The sequence below is a fragment of the Pseudomonas fluorescens genome (genome assembly GCF_004683905.1).
Classification (GTDB): domain Bacteria; phylum Pseudomonadota; class Gammaproteobacteria; order Pseudomonadales; family Pseudomonadaceae; genus Aquipseudomonas; species Aquipseudomonas putida_A.
On the sequence record NZ_CP038438.1, the window covers coordinates 2,472,199 to 2,492,174 of the forward strand.

General features: G+C 61.1%; 21 protein-coding genes. 11 read left to right on the top strand and 10 right to left on the bottom strand.

What is annotated here, in order from left to right; all coding sequences use genetic code 11:
- Positions 1–31 precede the first annotated feature (31 nt).
- Positions 32–973: a class I SAM-dependent methyltransferase gene (locus tag E4T63_RS11140; RefSeq protein WP_098968194.1), complete on the bottom strand. Its 942-nt coding sequence runs from the start codon at positions 971–973 to the stop codon at positions 32–34.
- Positions 974–1,172: 199 nt separating this feature from the next.
- Here E4T63_RS11140 and E4T63_RS11145 point away from each other — a divergent pair, with 199 nt between their 5' ends.
- Together E4T63_RS11145 and E4T63_RS11150 are read left to right on the top strand one after the other, a co-directional pair.
- Positions 1,173–1,586, top strand: a complete 414-nt coding sequence (locus tag E4T63_RS11145) for a response regulator (protein WP_135295470.1) — start codon at positions 1,173–1,175, stop codon at positions 1,584–1,586.
- A 78-nt stretch (positions 1,587–1,664) separates the two neighbouring features.
- Positions 1,665–2,333, top strand: coding sequence for an HAD-IA family hydrolase (locus E4T63_RS11150; RefSeq protein ID WP_135295471.1), 669 nt, complete (start codon positions 1,665–1,667; stop codon positions 2,331–2,333).
- A gap of 181 nt (positions 2,334–2,514) precedes the next feature.
- Here the strand turns inward: E4T63_RS11150 and E4T63_RS11155 are convergent, their stop codons facing one another.
- Entirely contained in the window at positions 2,515–3,174 is a 660-nt protein-coding gene (locus tag E4T63_RS11155; RefSeq protein WP_135295472.1) for a methyltransferase family protein, read from the bottom strand.
- Positions 3,175–3,486: 312 nt separating this feature from the next.
- Here E4T63_RS11155 and E4T63_RS11160 point away from each other — a divergent pair, with 312 nt between their 5' ends.
- Complete coding sequence (locus E4T63_RS11160) at positions 3,487–4,284, top strand: SDR family NAD(P)-dependent oxidoreductase (RefSeq protein WP_027613242.1); 798 nt, start codon at positions 3,487–3,489, stop codon at positions 4,282–4,284.
- Positions 4,285–4,314: 30 nt separating this feature from the next.
- Complete coding sequence (locus E4T63_RS11165) at positions 4,315–4,725, top strand: SRPBCC family protein (protein WP_098968198.1); 411 nt, start codon at positions 4,315–4,317, stop codon at positions 4,723–4,725.
- Positions 4,726–4,852: 127 nt separating this feature from the next.
- Here the strand turns inward: E4T63_RS11165 and E4T63_RS11170 are convergent, their stop codons facing one another.
- Together E4T63_RS11170 and E4T63_RS11175 are read right to left on the bottom strand one after the other, a co-directional pair.
- Complete coding sequence (locus E4T63_RS11170) at positions 4,853–6,247, bottom strand: sensor histidine kinase (protein WP_027613240.1); 1,395 nt, start codon at positions 6,245–6,247, stop codon at positions 4,853–4,855.
- On the bottom strand, positions 6,225–6,908 hold the full coding sequence (locus E4T63_RS11175) for a response regulator transcription factor (RefSeq protein WP_027613239.1): 684 nt from the start codon (positions 6,906–6,908) through the stop codon (positions 6,225–6,227). Before E4T63_RS11175 ends, E4T63_RS11170 begins: the two co-directional genes overlap by 23 nt.
- Before the next feature lie 307 nt (positions 6,909–7,215).
- Here E4T63_RS11175 and E4T63_RS11180 point away from each other — a divergent pair, with 307 nt between their 5' ends.
- The 4 genes from E4T63_RS11180 (at position 7,216) to hcnC (ending at position 11,563) form a co-directional block, all read left to right on the top strand.
- Positions 7,216–8,157 carry a hypothetical protein gene (locus E4T63_RS11180; protein WP_027613238.1) on the top strand — a complete coding sequence of 314 codons (942 nt, stop codon included), beginning with the start codon at positions 7,216–7,218 and terminating at the stop codon, positions 8,155–8,157.
- A gap of 433 nt (positions 8,158–8,590) precedes the next feature.
- Positions 8,591–8,905, top strand: coding sequence for a cyanide-forming glycine dehydrogenase subunit HcnA (gene hcnA, locus E4T63_RS11185; protein WP_027613237.1), 315 nt, complete (start codon positions 8,591–8,593; stop codon positions 8,903–8,905).
- The gene (gene hcnB / locus E4T63_RS11190; RefSeq protein WP_135295473.1) at positions 8,902–10,311 is read left to right on the top strand and encodes a cyanide-forming glycine dehydrogenase subunit HcnB; all 1,410 of its coding nucleotides are present in this window, start codon (positions 8,902–8,904) and stop codon (positions 10,309–10,311) included. Before hcnA ends, hcnB begins: the two co-directional genes overlap by 4 nt.
- Positions 10,304–11,563, top strand: a complete 1,260-nt coding sequence (gene hcnC, locus E4T63_RS11195; protein WP_135295474.1) for a cyanide-forming glycine dehydrogenase subunit HcnC — start codon at positions 10,304–10,306, stop codon at positions 11,561–11,563. The genes hcnB and hcnC overlap by 8 nt, the downstream gene beginning before the upstream one ends.
- A 123-nt stretch (positions 11,564–11,686) precedes the next feature.
- Here the strand turns inward: hcnC and E4T63_RS11205 are convergent, their stop codons facing one another.
- Positions 11,687–13,495 (bottom strand): monovalent cation:proton antiporter-2 (CPA2) family protein, encoded by a 1,809-nt coding sequence (locus E4T63_RS11205; RefSeq protein WP_096795893.1) that lies wholly within the window; start codon positions 13,493–13,495, stop codon positions 11,687–11,689.
- Between the two features lie 250 nt (positions 13,496–13,745).
- On the opposite strand from E4T63_RS11205, the gene E4T63_RS11210 reads away from it, so the two are divergent.
- Positions 13,746–14,660 (top strand): LysR family transcriptional regulator, encoded by a 915-nt coding sequence (locus tag E4T63_RS11210; protein ID WP_097088034.1) that lies wholly within the window; start codon positions 13,746–13,748, stop codon positions 14,658–14,660.
- Here the strand turns inward: E4T63_RS11210 and E4T63_RS11215 are convergent.
- Together E4T63_RS11215 and E4T63_RS11220 are read right to left on the bottom strand one after the other, a co-directional pair.
- Complete coding sequence (locus tag E4T63_RS11215) at positions 14,650–15,408, bottom strand: substrate-binding domain-containing protein (RefSeq protein WP_135296917.1); 759 nt, start codon at positions 15,406–15,408, stop codon at positions 14,650–14,652. The two genes, E4T63_RS11210 and E4T63_RS11215, sit on opposite strands and share 11 nt — an antisense overlap.
- 20 nt (positions 15,409–15,428) lie before the next feature.
- A complete protein-coding gene (locus tag E4T63_RS11220; protein ID WP_098968204.1) occupies positions 15,429–16,721 on the bottom strand; it encodes an MFS transporter in 1,293 nt (430 codons plus the stop codon).
- 425 nt (positions 16,722–17,146) lie between these two features.
- Between E4T63_RS11220 and E4T63_RS11225 the strand changes: the two genes are divergently transcribed.
- Positions 17,147–17,455, top strand: coding sequence for an RcnB family protein (locus E4T63_RS11225; protein WP_027613230.1), 309 nt, complete (start codon positions 17,147–17,149; stop codon positions 17,453–17,455).
- Here E4T63_RS11225 and E4T63_RS11230 read toward each other — a convergent pair.
- On the bottom strand, positions 17,452–18,543 hold the full coding sequence (locus E4T63_RS11230; RefSeq protein WP_135295475.1) for a sensor domain-containing diguanylate cyclase: 1,092 nt from the start codon (positions 18,541–18,543) through the stop codon (positions 17,452–17,454). The genes E4T63_RS11225 and E4T63_RS11230 overlap by 4 nt on opposite strands.
- 163 nt (positions 18,544–18,706) lie before the next feature.
- Here E4T63_RS11230 and E4T63_RS11235 point away from each other — a divergent pair, with 163 nt between their 5' ends.
- Positions 18,707–19,045: an FKBP-type peptidyl-prolyl cis-trans isomerase gene (locus E4T63_RS11235; RefSeq protein ID WP_098968206.1), complete on the top strand. Its 339-nt coding sequence runs from the start codon at positions 18,707–18,709 to the stop codon at positions 19,043–19,045.
- Positions 19,046–19,171: 126 nt separating this feature from the next.
- Here E4T63_RS11235 and E4T63_RS11240 read toward each other — a convergent pair whose 3' ends face one another.
- Both E4T63_RS11240 and E4T63_RS11245 read right to left on the bottom strand, forming a co-directional pair.
- Positions 19,172–19,441: a hypothetical protein gene (locus E4T63_RS11240; RefSeq protein ID WP_135295476.1), complete on the bottom strand. Its 270-nt coding sequence runs from the start codon at positions 19,439–19,441 to the stop codon at positions 19,172–19,174.
- Positions 19,442–19,598: 157 nt separating this feature from the next.
- Positions 19,599–19,964, bottom strand: coding sequence for a DUF6124 family protein (locus E4T63_RS11245; protein WP_135295477.1), 366 nt, complete (start codon positions 19,962–19,964; stop codon positions 19,599–19,601).
- Positions 19,965–19,976 lie beyond the last annotated feature (12 nt).

Sequence of the window (19,976 nt, forward strand, 5' to 3'; positions counted from 1 at the left end):
CAGGGATGAGCGGGGTTCGCGGGATGTCGGGTCAGTCGAGGCGTTTGAAGACGAGCGCCTTCAGGCCGCTCTCAGGATCAATATCCGGAAACTCAGGCGGATTCTCCAGCCGCTGCTCAAAGCGCAAGCTTGGCGCCTCTTGCGTCACGCCATCGATCAGAAAGTCCGAACCGAACGACGGATCATTCATGCACGCCAGCACCGTGCCGTCAGCCGTGAGCAATTCCGGTAAACGACGCAATACGCGCTGGTAATCCTTGGTCAGCAGAAAGCTGCCTTTCTGGAACGATGGCGGGTCGATGATCACCAGGTCGTACGGGCCGCTGTTGATCACCTTGCCCCAGGACTTGAACAGGTCGTGGCCAAGGAAACTTACCTTGCTCAGGTCATGCCCGTTCAGCCGGTGATTGTCACGACCGCGGCTCAGTGCGGCGCGGGACATGTCGAGGTTGACGACATGGCTGGCGCCGCCTTCGATCGCTGCCACGGAAAACCCACAGGTGTAGGCGAACAGGTTCAGTACGCGTTTGCCCGCTGCCTGCTCACGCACCCAGTTGCGCCCGTAGCGCATGTCGAGAAAAAGCCCGGCGTTTTGCTTGCGGCCCAGGTCGACGCGGTAGTGCAAGCCGCCCTCGACGATGCTCATCTCCTCGATTTCATTGCCCAGCAGCCATTCGGCGGTGCTCTGCGGCAAATACCGATGTTGCACCAGCAAGGTGTGGGCGCCGGACTGTTGCCATTCTGCCGAGGTGCTGATGTCGAGCAACAAGTGTTTGAGCGCTTCGAGCTGCTCGGGCACAGGTTCTTTGAACAGCGAGACCAGCACCACGCCTTGCAGCCAGTCCACCGTCAACTGTTCCAGCCCCGGCCAGCAACGCCCACGGCCATGGAACAGGCGGCGGGTTTCGCTCGGTGCCGCGGCGAGTGCAGGCAGCAGATGGGCGCGGAGGGTGGCGAGGGCTTCAGGGTTCATCAGTCACGGTCGGCAAGCAAAAGGGCCGGCATTTTAACCACAAAAGCCGCTTGGCGAACGCCCGTCGCCGAACGCTGATCAGGACTGTTAAGAAAAGACCTGTATCAAAAATGAATTTATGCAGGGCGCGCTGCTCATACCAGATAAGCAGCGGAAACAAGCCGCTAAATCGTTAATGCAATTCAGGGAGTGCCAGTTCATGAGTCCAACACCGACGGCGAGCGAGCACCTTCCTGACGGGTTGATTCTGGTGGTTGAGGACGACCCGTTGATTCTGGAGTTTCTCTGCGAAATTCTTCAGGAGGAAGGTTTCAAGGTCGAGCCGCAAACCAGCGCGGATGCCGCCAAGCTGTATCTGGAAGAGCACGCGCCGGAAGTCGCGCTGCTGCTGACCGACATCACCATGCCCGGTGAAATCAACGGAGCGGGGCTGGCCAATCTGGTCGGCGACCGCTGGCCGGACAAACCGGTGATGGTCATGTCCGGTTATGAAACCCCGGAAACTTCCGGGGTCAAGCATCCGGTGGCGTTCATCAAAAAGCCCTGGGCGATCGGCCAGTTGCTTGACTGTGTCGACAGCGCTTTCAAGTCCAAGGCGCCACGTCTGCACTGAGGTGGCGGGTCGAACTGCCGGGTAAAAATGCTACATTGCCCGGCCAATCCGCCCAGTTCTGTCAAAGGATGCGACCTTTTGTCTGCTCACGATAACGTCTTCGACCGCGCGTTCGGCGCGTTCCTGTTCGACATGGACGGCACCGTCCTCAACTCCATCGCCGCTGCCGAGCGCGTCTGGGCCGCGTGGGCCGAGCGCCACGGGGTTGATGTCGAGCGTTTCCTGCCGACCATCCATGGCGCCCGCGCCATCGACACCATCCGCCGGCTGAACCTGCCAGGGGTGGACGCCGAGGCGCAAGCGGCGTTTATCGCGCAGGCGGAAATCGATGATGTCGAAGGGATCGTGCAGATACCTGGGGCCGCGGCGTTTCTCGAAGCCTTGCCGAGTGAGCGCTGGGGGATGGTGACTTCGGCGCCACGGGATCTGGCGTTGCGGCGGATGGCGGCGGCGGGGATTTGCGAGCCTGCGGTGATGATCACGGCGGAGGATGTGACGGCTGGCAAACCCGATCCGGCGGGTTATCGTCTGGCGGCAAAGCGCCTGGGGCTTGAGGTTGGCGACTGCCTGATTTTCGAAGATGCCACCGTCGGCATCCAGGCTGCTGAAGCGGCAGGTGCAGCGCTGATGATCATCACCACGACGCACCAGCATCCCCTCGAAACCCGCCACGCGACTATCGACAGTTATGAGCCGCTGAGCGTTGTCGTCGATAGCCAAGGTCAACTGCACCTGCAGAAGGCCTGACACTACAAAGTCCCCTGTGGGAGCGGGCTTGCTCGCGAATGCGGTCTTTCAGTTGCATGCGATGTCGACTGATTCAGCGCATTCGCGAGCAAGCCCGCTCCCACATTCGATCAATGTCGGGCCGTAAATGTTGCCCGCTATCCAACACTGCAGGAGCCGGTTCAGTCTGCTGGTGATGGCGTCAGTAAACCCCCGGCAACAATCGCCAGCTGCGCGCGCGATAAGCCTCGTACTCTGCACCAAACTGCCCGCGCAGCAGCGCCTCTTCCGAGTGAATACGTGCGATCAGTGGAATCAGCGTCAGCGCCGCCAGAATCAACCCGACACAGGAACGAAACGCCAGCGCCCAGCCCACGGCGTTGACCACCAACCCCAGATAGCTCGGATTGCGCAGGCGTGTGTAAATGCCGTCGGTGACCAGCCGATGCCCCGGCTGAATCGCCACCAGGCCGCTGAACCGACGGCCCAGCACAAACACCGGCCACAGCCGCAGCGTGCCACCGACGATAAACAACAGCGCGCCGAGCCAGCGCACGCCTTCAGCGCCGAAGGTCCAGAAGTCGATGCGATCGCAGTACGCCGGGAGAAATCCGCTGACCAGACCGATCACGCCGAACGCCGGAATCACCCAGCGATTGGCGCGGTCCTCGCGCTCGCCCGAGCTCATGTTTACATCGGTGAACAGCGACGCCACCACCATCAGCACCGTGGCCAGCGCCACCAGCACCAGCGCCCCATGCGAAAAGAACACCGCCGGCCCACCAATGCCCCACACCGCAAGGCCCAGGTAGGCGAGGGTGGCGAGCACCGCAACCACGGTTATTTGCGCAGACATTTTCATGGTCATCTCTTGAAAAGCGGCTGATCCTTTCAGTGTAGGACGCCGCTGAACCCGCGAAGGTGTCGGGTCAGTCACCATTGAAGCCGGATGTCCCGGCCCCTTCGTGAGCAAGCCCACTCCCACCCTTGATCATGGCCAGCCCGAGAGCCTCCATCCACCGACAATCCCAAGTGGGAGCGGGCTTGCTCGCGAAGGCGTCGGGTCGGTCGTGACCGGTCTTTGGTCGGCAACGCCTTCATCCGGCCAACATCGCGTCTACGCTGATCCATTCCTTCTATTTGTCCGTGTATTGCCCATCAAAGAGGTGAACCCATGAAAATCGACTTGAGTGGAAAACTGGCCATCGTCAGCGGCAGCACGGGTGGCATTGGTCTGGGCATCAGTCAGTCACTGGCCGAGGCCGGAGCCACGGTTGTGGTGATCGGGCGTGAAACGGCCAAGGTCGAGCAAGCGCTGGCGAGCATTCGCCAGCAGGTGCCGGGTGCGCAACTGCGCGGTCTGACGGCCGATCTGGGCACTGCCGAAGGTGCGGAAAAACTGTTCGCCGCTGAACCGCGCGCAGACATTCTGGTGAACAACCTCGGCATTTTCGACGCCGTGGATTTCTTTGACACCCCGGACAGCGAGTGGACACGTTTCTACGAGGTCAACGTGATTTCCGGCGTGCGCCTGTCGCGGCATTACGTGCCGGCGATGGTCGAGCAGGGCTGGGGACGGGTGATTTTCCTGTCCTCGGAATCCGGTGTGGCGACCCCGGCCGACATGCTTAATTACGGCGTGACCAAAAGCGCCAACCTTGCGGTGTCCCATGGCCTGGCCAAGCGTCTGGCGGGCACCGGTGTGACGGTCAACGCGATCCTGCCGGGGCCGACGTTTACCGGTGGCGTGGAACACATGCTCAAGGACGCCGCCGCCGAGTCCGGCCGCAATCTGCGTGAAGAGGCTGATGCGTTTGTGCGCAGAGCGCGGCCGACGTCGATCATCCAGCGGGTGGCCGATGTTGCCGAGGTAGCGCATCTGGTCACGTACATCGCTTCGCCGTTTTCCTCCGCCACCACTGGCGCGGCCTTGCGCGTGGATGGCGGTGTAGTCGACAGTATGGCGATCTGAACCGCGAAGACTCTGGAGAAGCGTTTATTTATGGCAACTGCATCAGCAACGATCGACATCCCGGCTTCGGCCGATCAGGTCTGGCAATTGATCGGCGGCTTCAACACGCTGCCGGACTGGCTGCCGTTGATTCCCAAGAGTGAGCTGAGCGAAGGCGGACGCGTGCGCACCCTGCAAACCGCCGACGGCGCGGTGGTGATCGAGCGTCTGCAAGCGTTCGACAACGCTGCCAGGACCTACAGCTACTCGATCGAACAGGCACCGTTCCCGGCGACTGACTATCTGGCGACGATCAAGGTTGAAGCTCAGGGGCAGGGCGCCCGGGTAACGTGGTCGGGACGCTTCAACGCCAAGGGCGTGAGCGATGAGGAAGTGGTGGCGCTGTTCACCGGCATCTATCAGGGTGGCCTTGAGGCGCTGCGGGCGAACTATCCGGCCTGATTGAACGCCACAAAAACCCTTGTAGGAGTGAGCCTGCTCGCGATAGCGGTCGATCATTCAACAATTATGTTGGCTGACCCACCGATATCGCGAGCAGGCTCACTCCTACAATGCAGCGCGGTGATTCTCAGGACTGCGAGATCAAACTCTGTCGACAATCCAGCACCAGCTGCGCACCGCCCAGCTCACTGCTGCCCACCTCAAGATTGAAGCCATGCAGGCTGACAATCGCCGCGACAATCGATAGACCCAGGCCAAAGCCACTCTGTGGTTGCCCGCCCTCGGCACGATAGAAACGCTGGAACACCGCCTCACGCTCGGCTTCGGGAATCCCCGGTCCGGAATCGTGGACTTCGATCCGCGTATGCCCACCGTCATTCACTCCGCGCAAAATCACCGTACCGCCCGCCGGAGTGAACTTGATCGAGTTGCTCAACAGATTGGCCAGCGCCTCGAACAGCAACGCCCGGTCGCCATTGAGCGGTGGCAGGGTTTCCGGCATGTTCAGCACGAACAGCAGTTCGCCTTCCTCGGCCAGTGGCAGGTAAAACTCATGCAGTTCTTCCAGCAGTTGCACCGGATCGAGCTCGACAAAACCTGAGCGGCGCTGACGATCTTCCAATTCGGAAATCCGCAGCAATCCGCGAAACCGCGCCATCAGCGTGTCCGCCTCGGCCAGCACCAGGTCCAGTTGCGCCGCCTCCTGTGAGCCTTCACCAGCCTGCTGTTGCATGCGATACAACTGCGCGCGCAAACGCGTCAGCGGCGTGCGCAAATCGTGGGCGATGTTGTCGCACACGCCTTTGACTTCATGCATCAGCCGTTCGATGCGATCGAGCATGGCGTTGACGATGGCGGCGAGCATGTCCAGTTCATCGCGGCGGTTGGACAGCGGCAAACGGTGGGTCAGGTCGCCAGCGACAATCGCCTGGGCGCTGTCCTGAATCGCGCGGATGCGGCGCATTGGTCGGCGGCGCAGCAAATGCCAACCGGCAATCCCCGGCAGAATCGTCAGTGATACCCCCCAGAACAATGCATGCAGAATGATCCGCGTCACGGCGAACAACGAACCGTTGTCGCGCAGCAACACCAGCCAGCGGCCGTCGCGGGTCTGAGTCGCCACCGCGTCGCAGCTGTCGGCGGGCAGGGTTGGGTCATCGGAATCGGCGCAGTCATCCAGGGTGTGGATCTTGCCATCCAGCGGCAGGCCTTCGGGCAGTTGCTGCAAAGCACCGCCGAGGTAAACGCCCTGGGCGTCGAACAGGCCATAGGCGTCGATGCCGCGTATATCAAAGGTCATGCTGGCGGCGAGCGCTTCTTCCAGCTGCTCACCGCGAAAGTGCGAAAACAGATGCTGACGTTGCATCAGCGAATGCTTGGCGAGGTTATCGAGATAGCTGGAGACCTCGAAATACATGACCCCCATGAGGATCGCGCTCCAGGCCACGAACAGCGAACTGTACAGCGCCAGCAGTCGACTGCTAGAGGAGCGCCAGCCGTCAGACGGGTTCGGCAATGACATAACCCGAGCCCCGTACCGTGCGAATCAGCGGAACATTGCCCGCCGCGTCGATCTTCTTGCGCAGACGACCGATGTGTACGTCGATCAGGTTGGTGCCCGGGTCGAAGTGATAGCCCCAGACCTCTTCGAAAATCATCATCCGCGACAGGATCTGCCCGCTGTTGCGCATGAGAAATTCCAGCAGCTTGTATTCGGTGGGCAGCAGCGTCAGGACCTGCCCGGCGCGGCGTGCTTCGTGGCTGATCAAATCCAGTTCGAGGTCGGCGACCTGCAACGTGGTGGCCTGGGTGGCAACGCTGTTCTGGCGGCGCAGCAGCACTTCCACACGTGCGGCCATCTCGTCGGTGGCGAACGGTTTGGTCAGGTAATCATCGCCGCCGGCGCGCAAGCCGCGCACGCGCTCATCGACATCGGAGAGGGCGCTGATCATCAGAATCGGCGTGGCCACGCCCATGGTGCGCAGGGTGGTGACGATCGCGAGGCCATCGAGTTCCGGCAGCATGCGGTCGAGGGTGATCAGGTCGTAGTTGCCGCTGACGGCTCTGTCCAGGCCTTCGCGGCCATTGTCGACCCAATCCACTTGCAGGCCGTGGCTGCTGAGTTCGGCGACGATTTCACGGGCAGTCACGGCGTCGTCTTCGATGGTCAAAATACGCGTCATAGGGCAGGCCTTGATCGGTTCAAACGGAATGGCTGCATTTTGCCAAGTATTTTGCGTCGCGCTTTAAATTAACTTTCATGTATAGCCTGTTACAAACGTCAATCCGGGGCGCTTTGCGGCGTTGGCGTCAATGCATAAAACCCGCTGCTTTCCGTCCATTGTTGCAAATTGCAATGAATGTAGAAGTTCAGTCTTTTTAAATCATTGAAATTGAAGGATTTGTTTCGGGCTCTCGACTGGCACGGTCGCTGCAATTCATCTCGTGACGAGTTGTAACACCATTTTTCATGCCTGGAGCACTACAACAATGAATAGATCCTCTGATGGGTTTTATCCTGCCTTCGAAGGAGAGTCGAGCAACGTGTCAGGCGTGTCCTGGGGCGCGATTTTCGCGGGCGCAGCGGCGGCCGCAGCACTGTCGATGATTTTAGTGCTGCTTGGCTTCGGTTTGGGATTCTCTGCCGTTTCACCTTGGGCCGGGGAGGGCATCAGCGCCAAGGGTCTGGGGATTTCGACGATTGTCTGGCTGGCGGCGACGCAAATCATCGCCTCCGGTCTGGGTGGCTACATCGCCGGTCGGCTGCGGGTGAAGTGGGCCAACATGCACGGGGATGAAGTGTATTTTCGTGATACTGCCCATGGCTTCCTCGCCTGGTGTGTGGCCACGCTGGTCACCGCAGTATTGGTAGTCGGCTCGGTCAGCAGTGTGATCAGTGGCGGTGTGCAGGCCGGTGCCAGTGTCGCCGGTGGCGCAGCGGCAGCCGCGACTCAGGCTGCCGGTAGCGCAGCGGCCAACACCGACAGCAATCAGTACGGTTACTACATCGACAATCTGTTCCGCGATGACCGTCCAGCATCGGTCAGTGATGATGCCGCCCATGGCGCCGTAGCGCGGATCTTCGCCCAGAGCCTGGCCAACGGCCAACTCAGCCCGGAAGACCGTACCTACCTCGCGCAACTGGTTGCACAACGAACCAATCTGAGTCAGGCCGACGCCGAGAAGCGTGTCGATGAAGTGTATGCCCGCACTCAGAAGGCCATCGCCGACGCCAAAGTCAAAGCCCAACAGGCTGCCGACACCGCTGCGAAAGTTGCTGCCTGGACCTCGCTGTGGATGTTCATCGCGTTGCTGGCCGGTGCGTTCTTCGCCAGTCTCGCCGCCACCTTCGGCGGTCGTCGCCGGGATGCGGTCGAGTACGTTGAAGTCGAGACCTACGCCACCACGACCACTCTGCCTCCAGTCCGTTAACAAGGAGAATCACCATGCGCTCTCTATTACTGTTTTTCCTCGGTGTGCCAATCCCGATCATCATCCTGATCGCCCTGTTCGTACACTGATTCCAATGCTCCATTGAGGCCCATGCCTCGGCCGCTTTCACTTCACGGTGAAAGCGGCTTTTTGCTTTCTGGCGTGCACCATTCGTCTTCTTCAACCGAATCGTTGAACAATCCGACCGCTTTCACTGGCCTGGATCAATATTCGCGTTTGTAACTTCCCCTAACGTAAATGTTCCAGGCCTTCGCTGAGGTTTGAACTACAGTGCTTCACGCGCACTTTGCTGCGCTGACGAAGTACCCGCGAGCCCGCCTGTAATCGAACAATAAACGGGCCGCACGGTGTAGAGCAGCAAGGAGCTGACGCAATACCTTCCCCCTGAACCTTTTCACGGATGAACTTCGTAATGCACTGCCTAGAACGCACTTTCGATATCCAGCCCCTGACCCAGGCGGATATGACCGTCCACATCAATGGTCAACCGGTGACGGCGGCCATTGGCGAAACCGTCCTGAGCGTTATCCAGTCCCTTGGCGTGCGCCAGGTCGCACGCAACGACCATGGCCAGATCAGCGGCGCCTACTGCGGCATGGGTGTGTGCCAGTGCTGCCTGGTGAAGATCAACGGCCGCCACAAGCGCCGTGCCTGTCAGACCGTGGTGCGCGACGGCATGCAGATCGAAACCCAGGTCAACCGCATCAACGAGCAGGAGGTCGTATGAGCCTGCAACCGGTGATCGTCGGCGGTGGTCCGGCGGGGATGGCGGCGGCCATCGAGCTGGCGCGTCATGGGGTGCGCTGCACCTTGCTCGAAGAGGCCTCGCGTCTTGGTGGCGTGGTCTATCGCGGGCCGCTGCGCGACGGCGTGCAACTGGATTATCTGGGGCCGCGCTATTCCGAAGCCCTGAGCAAACTGCACGGTGATTTCCAGGAACAGTCCGGGTTGATCGACGTGCGCCTCAATCATCGCGTGGTCGGCGCCGAAGGCACCCGCGCGCTGGTGGTGCTCGACGGCGACGAGCAGCTGCACGAGATCGAGTATCCGCAATTGCTGCTGGCCGCCGGCTGCCACGAACGCAGCGTGCCGTTTCCCGGCTGGACCCTGCCGGGGGTGATCATGCTCGGCGGCCTGCAACTGCAAATCAAAAGTGGCGTGGTCAAGCCGCAAGGGCCGGTGATCATCGCCGGCACCGGGCCGCTGCTGCCGCTGGTGGCCACGCAGCTGCACGCGTCCGGCGTCAAGGTCGCGGGCGTGTACGAAGCCTGCGCGTTCGGCAAGATCGCCCGCGAAAGCCTGGCGTTGCTGAACAAGCCGCAGCTGTTCCTCGACGGTTTGAGCATGCTTGCTTACCTTAAACTGCACGGCATCCCGATGAACTACGGCTGGGGCGTGGTCGAAGCCCACGGCGACGGCGAGCTGAAAAGCGTCACCGTGGCACCTTACTCGGCCAGCTGGGAGCCGGACCTGACGCGCATCGAGCGCTTCGAAGCGCAGACCCTGGCGGTCGGTTACGGCTTCATTCCGCGCACCCAGCTCAGTCAGCAGATGGGCCTCGATCACGGTTTCAGCGACGACGGTTACCTGCGCGCCAATTCGAACAACTGGCAGCAAAGCAACGAGCCGCACGTGCATCTGGCCGGTGACATGGGCGGGATTCGCGGTGGTGAAGCGGCGATGCTCGCCGGCAAGATCGCCGCGACCTCGATCCTCCTGCAACGCGGGGTGATCGAAGAAGAGCTGGCGCGGGTTCGCCGCGATCGTTATCTGGGCAAACTCAAATCCATCGTGCGCTTCCGCGCGGCTGTTGATCGCTACACCGAACGCGGTGTCGGCCAGACCGCTTTGCCGGCCGCCGACACCGTGATCTGCCGCTGCGAACACGCCACCCGCGCGGACATCGATCTGGCGCTGGAGCAGGGCGTGAAAGACATCGCCAGCCTGAAAATGCGCACCCGCGTCAGCATGGGCGATTGTCAGGGGCGGATGTGTGTCGGCTACTGCAGCGACCGTCTGCGTCAGGCCACCGGGCGCAAGGACGTCGGCTGGCTGCGCCCGCGCTTCCCGATTGATCCGATCCCTTTTTCCGCGTTCCAGTCCGTCGGCACGGAGGCCGCATCCCATGAGTAAGTTCTATGACGTGATCATTGCCGGTGGCGGCGTGATCGGGGCGTCCTGCGCCTATCAATTGTCCAAGCGCCAGGGCCTCAAGGTGGCGGTGATCGACGCCAAGCGCCCGGGCAACGCGACCCGCGCTTCGGCCGGAGGCTTGTGGGCCATCGGCGAGTCGGTGGGGCTGGGCTGCGGGGTGATTTTCTTCCGCATGATGTCGGCCAACCGCAAGCGCGAAACCCAGGGCGCGGCGGTCGCGGTGGACGCCAGCACGCCGCACATCCTGCCGGAGTCGTTCTTCGATTTCGCCTTGCAGTCCAATGCGCTGTACCCGGCGCTGCACCGCGAGTTGAAGGACAGGCACGGGATGGATTTCAAGTTCGAAAAGACCGGACTGAAGTTCGTCATCTATGACGACGAAGACCGGCTCTACGCCGAGCACATCGTCAGTTGCATTCCGCATCTGGCCGATCAGGTGCGCTGGCTCGATCAGGCCGCGCTGCGCGAGGCTGAGCCGAGCGTCAGCCACGAGGCGCGCGGCGCGCTGGAGTTTCTCTGCGATCACCAGGTCAGCCCGTTCCGTCTCGCCGATGCCTACATGGAAGGCGCGCGGCAGAATGGCGTCGACATCTTCGTCAACACCAACGTCATCGGTGTGTTGCACCACGGCAGCCGCGTGACTGGCGTGCAGACGGCCGAGGAGGGCGTGTTCCACTGCAAGACGCTGATCAATGCTGCTGGTGCCTGGGCGGCGGACTTGAGTGAGTGGGCGACGGGGATTCGTATCCCGGTGAAACCGGTCAAGGGCCAGATTCTGCTGACCGAACGCATGCCGAAGATCCTCAACGGCTGCCTGACCACCAGCGACTGCTATGTGGCACAGAAGGACAACGGCGAAATCCTGATCGGCAGCACCACCGAAGACAAAGGCTTCGACGTCACCACCACCTACCCGGAAATCGCCGGACTGGTACAGGGCGCGGTGCGGTGCCTGCCGGAACTCAAGGACGTCAATCTAAAGCGCACCTGGGCCGGACTGCGTCCGGGCTCGCCGGATGAGCTGCCGATCCTCGGGCCGATGCGTGGGGTGGAGGGATACCTGAATGCCTGCGGACACTTCCGCACCGGTATTCTGACCTCAGCGATCACCGGCGTGCTGCTGGACAAACTGGTCAATCAGGAGGCGCTGCCGCTGGATATCACACCGTTCCTGGCGGATCGGTTCGAGACTGCACCGGTCAAGCAAGAGCGTGAATTGGAAATGGCCTGAGCCCATCCACAATCCCTGTAGGAGTGAGCCTGCTCGCGATGGCGGTGTGTCAGTAACAGAGATGGGTACTGATAGATCGCCATCGCGAGCAGGCTCACTCCTACAATTGGAATTGCGCTGAAGTCAGACCTTGCGCGCTTCTTCTTCCAATTGATCCGACTCGAACAACCGCGCCAGTTCCGCTCGGGCTTCCTGGGCGGTTTGCAGGACTTTGGCCGCGTCGTCGTAGACCGCGTGCTGGGCTTCCAGCACCTGTTCGTCATGGTGTTTGAAACGCTTGATCCGCGCATCGGCCTGGGCCTGGGTCAGACCGAGGCCGACCAGGGTACGGCGGCTCATTTCCAGGCTGGAGTAATAGGTCTCGCGAATCGCTTCGGCGCCGACATCGACCAGGCGGTGCACGTGCTGACGGTTACGTGCGCGAGCGATGATCTTCATGTGCGGATACAGCTTGCGCACGATCTCGGCGGTCTTGATGTTGGTCTCCGGATCATCCGTGGCAATCACGAAATACTCCGCCTCGCCAACCTTCGCCGCATTGAGGATTTCCGGGCGCATCGGGTCGCCATAGAACACCGGCACACCGCCAAAACTGCGCGACAGCTCGATGGTTTCCACCGACGTGTCCAGCGCCACGAACTTGATGTTCTGCGCGCGCAGAATCCGCGCCACGATCTGGCCCATCCGACCCATGCCGGCGATCACCACGCGCGGCGCCTCGGTATCGATCTCGCGGAATTTCTCCGGCACCTCCACCGGCTGCACTTTTGGGCTGACCAGCCGTGCGCAGATCAGCAGCAGCAACGGCGTCAACGCCATCGACAGGGTGATGGTCAGCACCAGCAAGTCATACAGGCGCGGTTCGAACAGGCCCTGATCACGACCGATCTTGAACACCACAAAGGCAAACTCACCGCCGGCCGCGAGCACGATACCCAGGCGAATCGCACTGACCTTGGTCAGCCCGCCGGCCAGACGCCCGACCACAAACAGCAGCGGCAACTTCAAACCGATCAGCAGCAGCGTCAGGCCCAACACGGTGATCGGTGCGCTGAGCAGCAGACTGAGGTTGGCGCCCATGCCGACGCTGATGAAAAACAGCCCGAGCAGCAGGCCCTTGAACGGCTCGATCTGCGCTTCCAGTTCATGGCGATATTCCGAATCCGCCAGCAGCAGGCCAGCGAGGAAAGCCCCGAGGGCCATCGACACGCCGACCAGATCCATCAGCCACGCCGTACCGATCACCACCAGCAATGCGGTGGCGGTGGAGACCTCCGGCAGACCGGTTTTCGCCACCACGCGAAACACCGGCCGCAGCAAATACCGCCCGCCGACCACTACCACGGCGATCCCGCCGAGCACTTGCAAACCGTGGTTCAGGCTTTCCGCGTTGCTGCTGGCGTGGGCGCTGCCGGCGAGCATCGGCACCAGCGCGATCAACGGGATCGCGGCGATGTCCTGAAACAGCAGAATCGCAAACGCCAGTCGCCCGTGGGGGCTGGTCAGCTCCTTGCGCTCGGCCAGGCTTTGCAGGCCGAATGCGGTGGACGACAGCGCCAGACCAAGGCCGAGCACAATCGCACTGTTCAGCGGCTGTCCGAACACGTACAACGCCAGCACGCCGATCACCGCCGCCGTCAGCAGCACCTGCGCCAGACCCACGCCGAACACCGACTTGCGCATCACCCACAAGCGGCGGGGCGATAGCTCAAGGCCGATGATGAACAACAGCAACACCACGCCCAGTTCGGAAATATGCGCAACGCTCTGCGGATTGCCAATCAGGCCGAGCACCGACGGGCCGATGATCACCCCCGCCAACAGATAACCGAGCACCGCGCCCAGTTGCAGACGCTTGGCCAGTGGCACGGTGAGCACGGCTGCGAAGAGAAACACGACAGCGGCTTGCAACAGGTTGCCTTCATGGGGCATGGGTTGACTCCTGACAGCGGTACGGCGGGGGGGACAAGGATAAAGGCTGCGCCGCTCGTCAATCCACCACAAAACCCTGTGGGAGCGGGCTTGCTCGCGAAAGCGCTGGTTCAGTCGATGTTGATGGCGACTGTGACACCGCATTCGCGAGCAAGCCCGCTCCCACAAGGGCGATATCATCAAATCTGTAATAAATTGCATCATTTGGTTACATTGATAGCCTTCGCGAATCAATCTTTTCGAGTCCGCCATGGCCATCAACTTCGACCTCAACGACCTGCAAGCCTTTCGCGCCGTGGTCGAGCAGGGCAGTTTCCGCAAGGCCGCCGACACCGTGCGCCTGTCACAACCGGCCCTGAGCCGACGCATCGAGAAGCTTGAAGACGCCCTCGGCGTAAAGCTGTTCGAGCGCACCACGCGCAAAGTCAGTCTGACCCAGGCCGGGCGTGGCTTCATGCCCAGCGTCGAGCGTTTGCTGGATGATCTGGACGTGGCGCTGCTGGGCATCAGTGAAGTCGCATCGACCCGACTCGGTCATGTCACCGTGGCTTGCGTACCCTCGGCGGCGTACTACTTCATGCCGCGGGTGGTCGCTCGCTATCACCAGCAGTTTCCGCGGATCAAGGTCAAAGTCCTCGACTCCAGCGCCCACGACGTGTTGAGCGCAGTGGTCAACGGCGAGGCGGATTTCGGTTTGAGTTTTCTCGGCACGCAGGATGCCAAAGTCGATTTCGAACCGCTTGTGCAGGAGTGCTATGTCGTCGCTTGCCGGCGCGATCACCCGTTGGCCGGACGCAGCAGCGTGACCTGGGACGAGTTCTATCAGCAGGATTACATCTCGCTGGACAAGACGTCCGGCAACCGTTTTCTGCTCGATCAGGCCTTGAGCAGCGTGGTGCCGCAGCGCCCGAGCATCTGCGAGACGCGGCATGTGACGACCATGATTGGTCTGGTGGAGGCGGGGCTTGGCGTGGCGGCGGTGCCGCTGATGGCGATGCCCGGGCCGGATCATCCGATCCTGACGCGGGTGCCGCTGACCGATCCGCAAGTGATGCGCAGTGTCGGCATCCTCAAGCGCCGGGGTCGCACGTTGACCCCGGCGGCATTGGAACTGGAGCGGCTGGTGGTGGAAATGAAAGTCCAACCGCCAACGCTCAGCGCTTGACCGAATCCAGCCCGGTGGCTTGCACGTCAGCCTGGGCGGCAGGCGCGGCAAGATAGTCGAGCAGGGCCTTGGCCTCTTTTGGATGCTGTGCGCCGACCGGGATGCCGGCGGCGAAGCGCGTCACCGACTGCACCGACTCCGGAATCTTCCCGACAAACGTCACCCCCGGCACCGGCAGCAATTCGCTGACCTGCTGGAAGCCCAGTTGGTAATCGCCGGTGGCAACCACCGAGCCGACCGGGACTTTCGGGACCATCTTCGCTTTCGGTTTCAGTTGATCCTCGACACCAAGTTTGTTGAACAACTCTTTCTCGATGTACACGCCGCTGGCGCTGTCGGAGTAGGCCACCGATTTTGCGTCGAGCAGGGTTTTCTTCAGGCTTTCGACGCTGCTGATGTCCGGCTTCGGCGCGCCTTCACGCACCACCAGACCGATCCGTGAATCCGCCAGTTCGACCCGCGAGGCCGGGTCGACCTTGCCCTGTTTGATCAGGTCATCGAGGGCGTAGCCGACCATGATCACCACGTCGGCGTGCTCACCGCGAGCGAGGCGATTAGGGATGGCTTCCGGCGCCTTGCCCATCGACGGACCGAGTTGGGTGTCGAGGGTGTTGCCGGTGGCGGCCGCGAATTTCGGGCCGAGGATTTTGTAGGCGGCGGTGAAGCCGCCCGACGTCATCACATTCAGCTGTTCAGCATGGGCCAGGGCGCTGAAAGCGAAGAGGGCGATGGCGCTGAGATTGATCAGTTTTTCAAGGTGATTGCTCCTTAGGCGGCAACCGGTTGCAAACGGCCGCCTGCGCGGCGATAGAGGTACAACGTGGCGCACAACGCGCAGAGTGCGCCGACGCTCATCCAGTAACCCGGCGCCGCTTTGTCGCCGGTGTACTGGATCAGGAAGGTCGACATCGCCGGGGTGAAACCGCCGAAAATCGCGGTCGCCAGGCTGTAGGCGAGGGAGAAACCGGCTACTCGCACTTCCACCGGCATGATCTCGGTCAGCGCCGGAATCATCGCGCCGTTGTACATGCCGTAGATGAACGACAGCCACAGCAGCGACAGCAACATATGGCTGAAGCTCGGCGCCTGCACCAGGTACGACAGCGCCGGATAGGTGGTGGCCAGTGCCAGCAGCGCCATGGCGATCAGCACCGGGCGCCGGCCGATACGGTCGGACAACATGCCGCCAATCGGCAGCCAGAAGAAGTTCGACACGCCCACCAGCAAGGTCACCAGCAACGCATCGGAAGTGCTCAGGTGCAGCACGGTCTTGCCGAAGGTCGGCGCGTACACGGTGATCAGGTAGAACGCAGTGGTGGTCAGCGCGACCATCAACATGCCGCCGAGCACCACGCCCCAGTTCTGGCCAAGCGTGCGAAACACTTCCTTCATGCTCGGGCGGTGTTTGCGTGCGGCAAACTCTTCGGTTTCTGCCAGGTTACGCCGCAGGAAAAAGATGAAGGGCACGATCATGCAACCGACGAAAAACGGAATGCGCCAGCCCCAATCGGCAATCACGTCTGGCGCCATCCACGCGTTCAACGCATAGCCCAAGGCTGCCGCGACGATGATCGCCACTTGCTGACTGGCCGACTGCCAGGCAGTGAAAAAGCCCTTGCGGCCAGGGGTGGCGATTTCCGACAAGTACACCGAAACACCGCCCAGTTCCGCACCGGCGGAGAAGCCTTGCAATAGCCGTCCGACCAGCACCAGCGCTGGCGCAAACAGACCAATGGTCTCGTATCCGGGCACCAGCACAATCAGGATCGTGCCGCTGGCCATGATCGACAGGGTGACGATCAACCCTTTGCGCCGACCGACGTCATCGATGTACGCACCCAGCACGATGGCGCCCAGCGGACGCATCAGAAAGCCTGCGCCGAATACGGCAAAGGTCATCATCAGGGAAGCGAACTCACTGCTCGCCGGGAAGAACACCGCCGCGATCTGCGTGGCGTAGAAGCCGAACAGAAAGAAGTCGAACTGTTCGAGGAAGTTGCCCGAGGTGACCCGGAAAATGGCGCCGGCCCGCGAGCCGCCATGTGGGATTGAGGCTGTCATAGAAAAATCTCCACCGCTTTTATGACGTGCGCGACGTGGAAGCGGCGCACGGTTGTTATTGCGGCGGATGGTCGCGCAGCTGTAACAGGATGTTAATTGCATTGTTGGCATGGATTGATGCGCAAAGCGGATCAATCCTGAAAACACCGTCTAACCTGTGGGAGCGGGCTTACTCGCGAAGGCGGTGGTTCAGGCGGAACAGTGTTGAATGTGCCGGCCCCTTCGCGAGCAAGCTCGCTCCCACAGTTTTGCGGGGCGATCACACATCCTGTTTCATCAGCGGACCCTGTGGGAGCTGAATTGCCAGCGATGACGATCTGCCTGCCAACGACAATTCCCCAGCCAGCTCAGGCAAAAAAACAAGGAATGATTCCAGTCCTCCGCAGTCGGAGTTCAGGTATCACACATCCGAAGGAGGTTCACCGATGAACAGCAAAACCCTAATCGCCAGCCTGGCCCTGGTCGCCGGCATTGCCGGGATCAGCCCACTTGTTCAAGCGGCGCAAACCTCAAGCGAACCCACGGTCCAGTCGCCGACCAGCGACCGCGAATTGAAGGTCAACGACCGGGCTCCAGACATTTATCAGCGCAGCGACAAAGCGTTGAAAAACTGGAAACAGAAAGGCTTGAAAGCCCCGGTCGATCAGGCGCAGTGGGTGCAGATCAATGACAAGTACGTGATGGTCATGATCACCAACGGCACCATTGTCGAGATGCAACCTGTCGAGCGTTAAGTCCCCGACTCAAAGCCCTGCGCATGCACTCGTGCAGGGCTCTCGCCCCCCAACCGATACTGATTATTCCCACTGCGCTTGGCCTCATACATCGCCAGATCGGCAATGTGCAGCAGCCGATCCATGGTTGGCGCATGGTCCGGAAACACCGCGACCCCAAGGCTGGTACCGACATGGCGCTGGTCGTTGCCGATGCTGATCGGTGGGGACAGTTCGATGAAAATTTTCTGACAGATGCTGCGGGCTTCGTCCTGCAGGTTGAGGCTCGGGGCCAGACCTTGCAGGATTACTACGAATTCGTCGCCGCCAATCCGCGCGACGGTGTCGGTGGCGCGCAGGATGCGTTTCAGACGAGTCGCAGTGGTGATCAGCACGCGGTCGCCGGCGGCATGACCGTAGTGGTCGTTGATCGCCTTGAAACCGTTGAGATCGATAAACACCAGTGCCACCCGGGTCAGGCTGCGGCGCGCCTGTTCCAGTGCTTCGGATAAACGCTCCTCGAGCACCAGACGATTGGGCAGACCGGTCAACGGGTCGAAGTGGGCGAGGTGCTGGAGGTAACTCGCCGAGGCTTTCTCCTCGGTAATGTCGCGCACCACGCCCATCATCTTGATCACCGCGTCGTGGTCGTTGCGCACCACATTACCAGTCTCGCGCAGCCAGCGAATCGTACCGTCGGGCCAGACTACGCGGTATTCCTCATCGTGGTTTTCACCGGTCTCCAGGCAACGCAATTCACCGTCGCGCACTCTGACGCGGTCGTCCGGGTGCACGCAGGAGCAGAACAGCGCATAAGACGGCGTGATCTCGCCGATCTTGAACCCGAACATGCCGTAGATCGCGTCTGACCAGTACAGCCGATCGGTGTCGACTTCCCAGTCCCAAGTGCCGATCCGCGCAAAATATTGGCTGCGTTTGAAACGCTCGGCGTCACCGTCCTGGTGGATGTTCTGGCGTTCGGCGGCGCGGGTCAGCAGCTCGCGGTATTCGTTCAGTTGCTTGCGCAAACCGCGCGCTCGCCAGATCAAGACGACGATCAATCCAATCATGACAACGCCAAGGGCAAGGCTGATCCAGAGGTAAGTCATTCGGGAACTGCCAGCATGAAGAATCGATCCGTGAAGTAATGGCGGTTGGCTATCTTAATGGGTTGTCAGTCACTTCGGATACAGCGCCAATTTTCGTCAATGAGTTGCGACCAGCCGACATTTCTGGGAAAACGGCGGCCTGCTGAGAAATAGAGTGAATGTCATGACTGATGAACTGCAGGTAATCAATCTTCAGGTGGGCGAGGGCAAGGCTGCCGTCAAAGGCGCGCTGATCACCACCCATTACACTGGCTGGCTGGAAGACGGCAGCGAGTTCGATTCTTCCCACAGCCGTGGCAAACCTTTCCAGTGCGTGATTGGCACGGGCCGGGTGATCAAGGGCTGGGATCAAGGGCTAATGGGCATGCAAGTGGGCGGTAAGCGCAAGCTGCTGGTGCCGGCGCACTTGGGGTACGGCGAGCGGACGATGGGCAAGATTCCGCCGCATTCGAATCTGGTGTTCGAGATTGAATTGTTGGAGGTTTTGACGCGGGAGGATTGAGGCGAATAAACGCCGATCAATCAATGTCCATGCAACCTGTGGCGAGGGGATTTATCCCCGATGGACCGCGCAGCAGGCCTTGTTGGGGCATTGCTCCGCGATCCATCAAGCCCTCGCCATTTTTACTCAGGCAACCATCGCAATCTCGGTCAACGTGTCAGCCACTGTCCTTTCAAGTGACGGAAAACGCCGTTTCACTCGGTGCAGCGCGGGCAGCACAGCCTCCATTTCAAGCCCATCAAGTTTCCCTAGAGCGTTCACGGCCGAGGCCACAATTGTTTCCCGCTCGCTTTCAAACAACACCAGGCATGCGTTCTGCGCCCAGCGGCGATCCCGTTCGTTGAGGCCCATGGCGACTAATGCGGCGACGACGTGGGCATCTGGTTTATTGGCCATGTGAAATTCTCCGTTGCGCCGTTTTCCTTGTGGCGAGGGAGCTTGCTCCCGCTGGGTTGCGAAGCGACCCCAAGCCCCATCGATCCGGTTCGGATCCGGATTTTCGACTGCTATGCAGTCGAGCGGGAGCAAGCTTCCTCGTCACAGGGACGCTTTTTCAATTGCTGATAGGGGACTCGAGGTTGTCGAGGGCGCGGTTGACGGCGAGTTCGCCTAGCATCACCACTTGCTGGATGCCGAGCAGGGTGTTGCGGTAGGGCGTGTCGAGCAGGCTGGCGAAGTCGCTGAGCATGATGCTGGCCGAGGCCATGGATTCGCAGGCGTGGGTCAGCAGTTCTTCGTTGTCCATGTTCGGGGCGACGACAAACATGTGGCTGGGTTTGCGCTCGGGCGGGGCTTGCGGTTTCAGGTAGTGATCGAGGGCGCGTTCGGCGGCTTCGTGGAGTCTTCTGGAATAGGGGGATGTTGATTCCGGGTCAGGTATTGCGTCCGCTTCAGGCGGATTTGGCGTCACTTTAAACATTTGCTGGGTAAC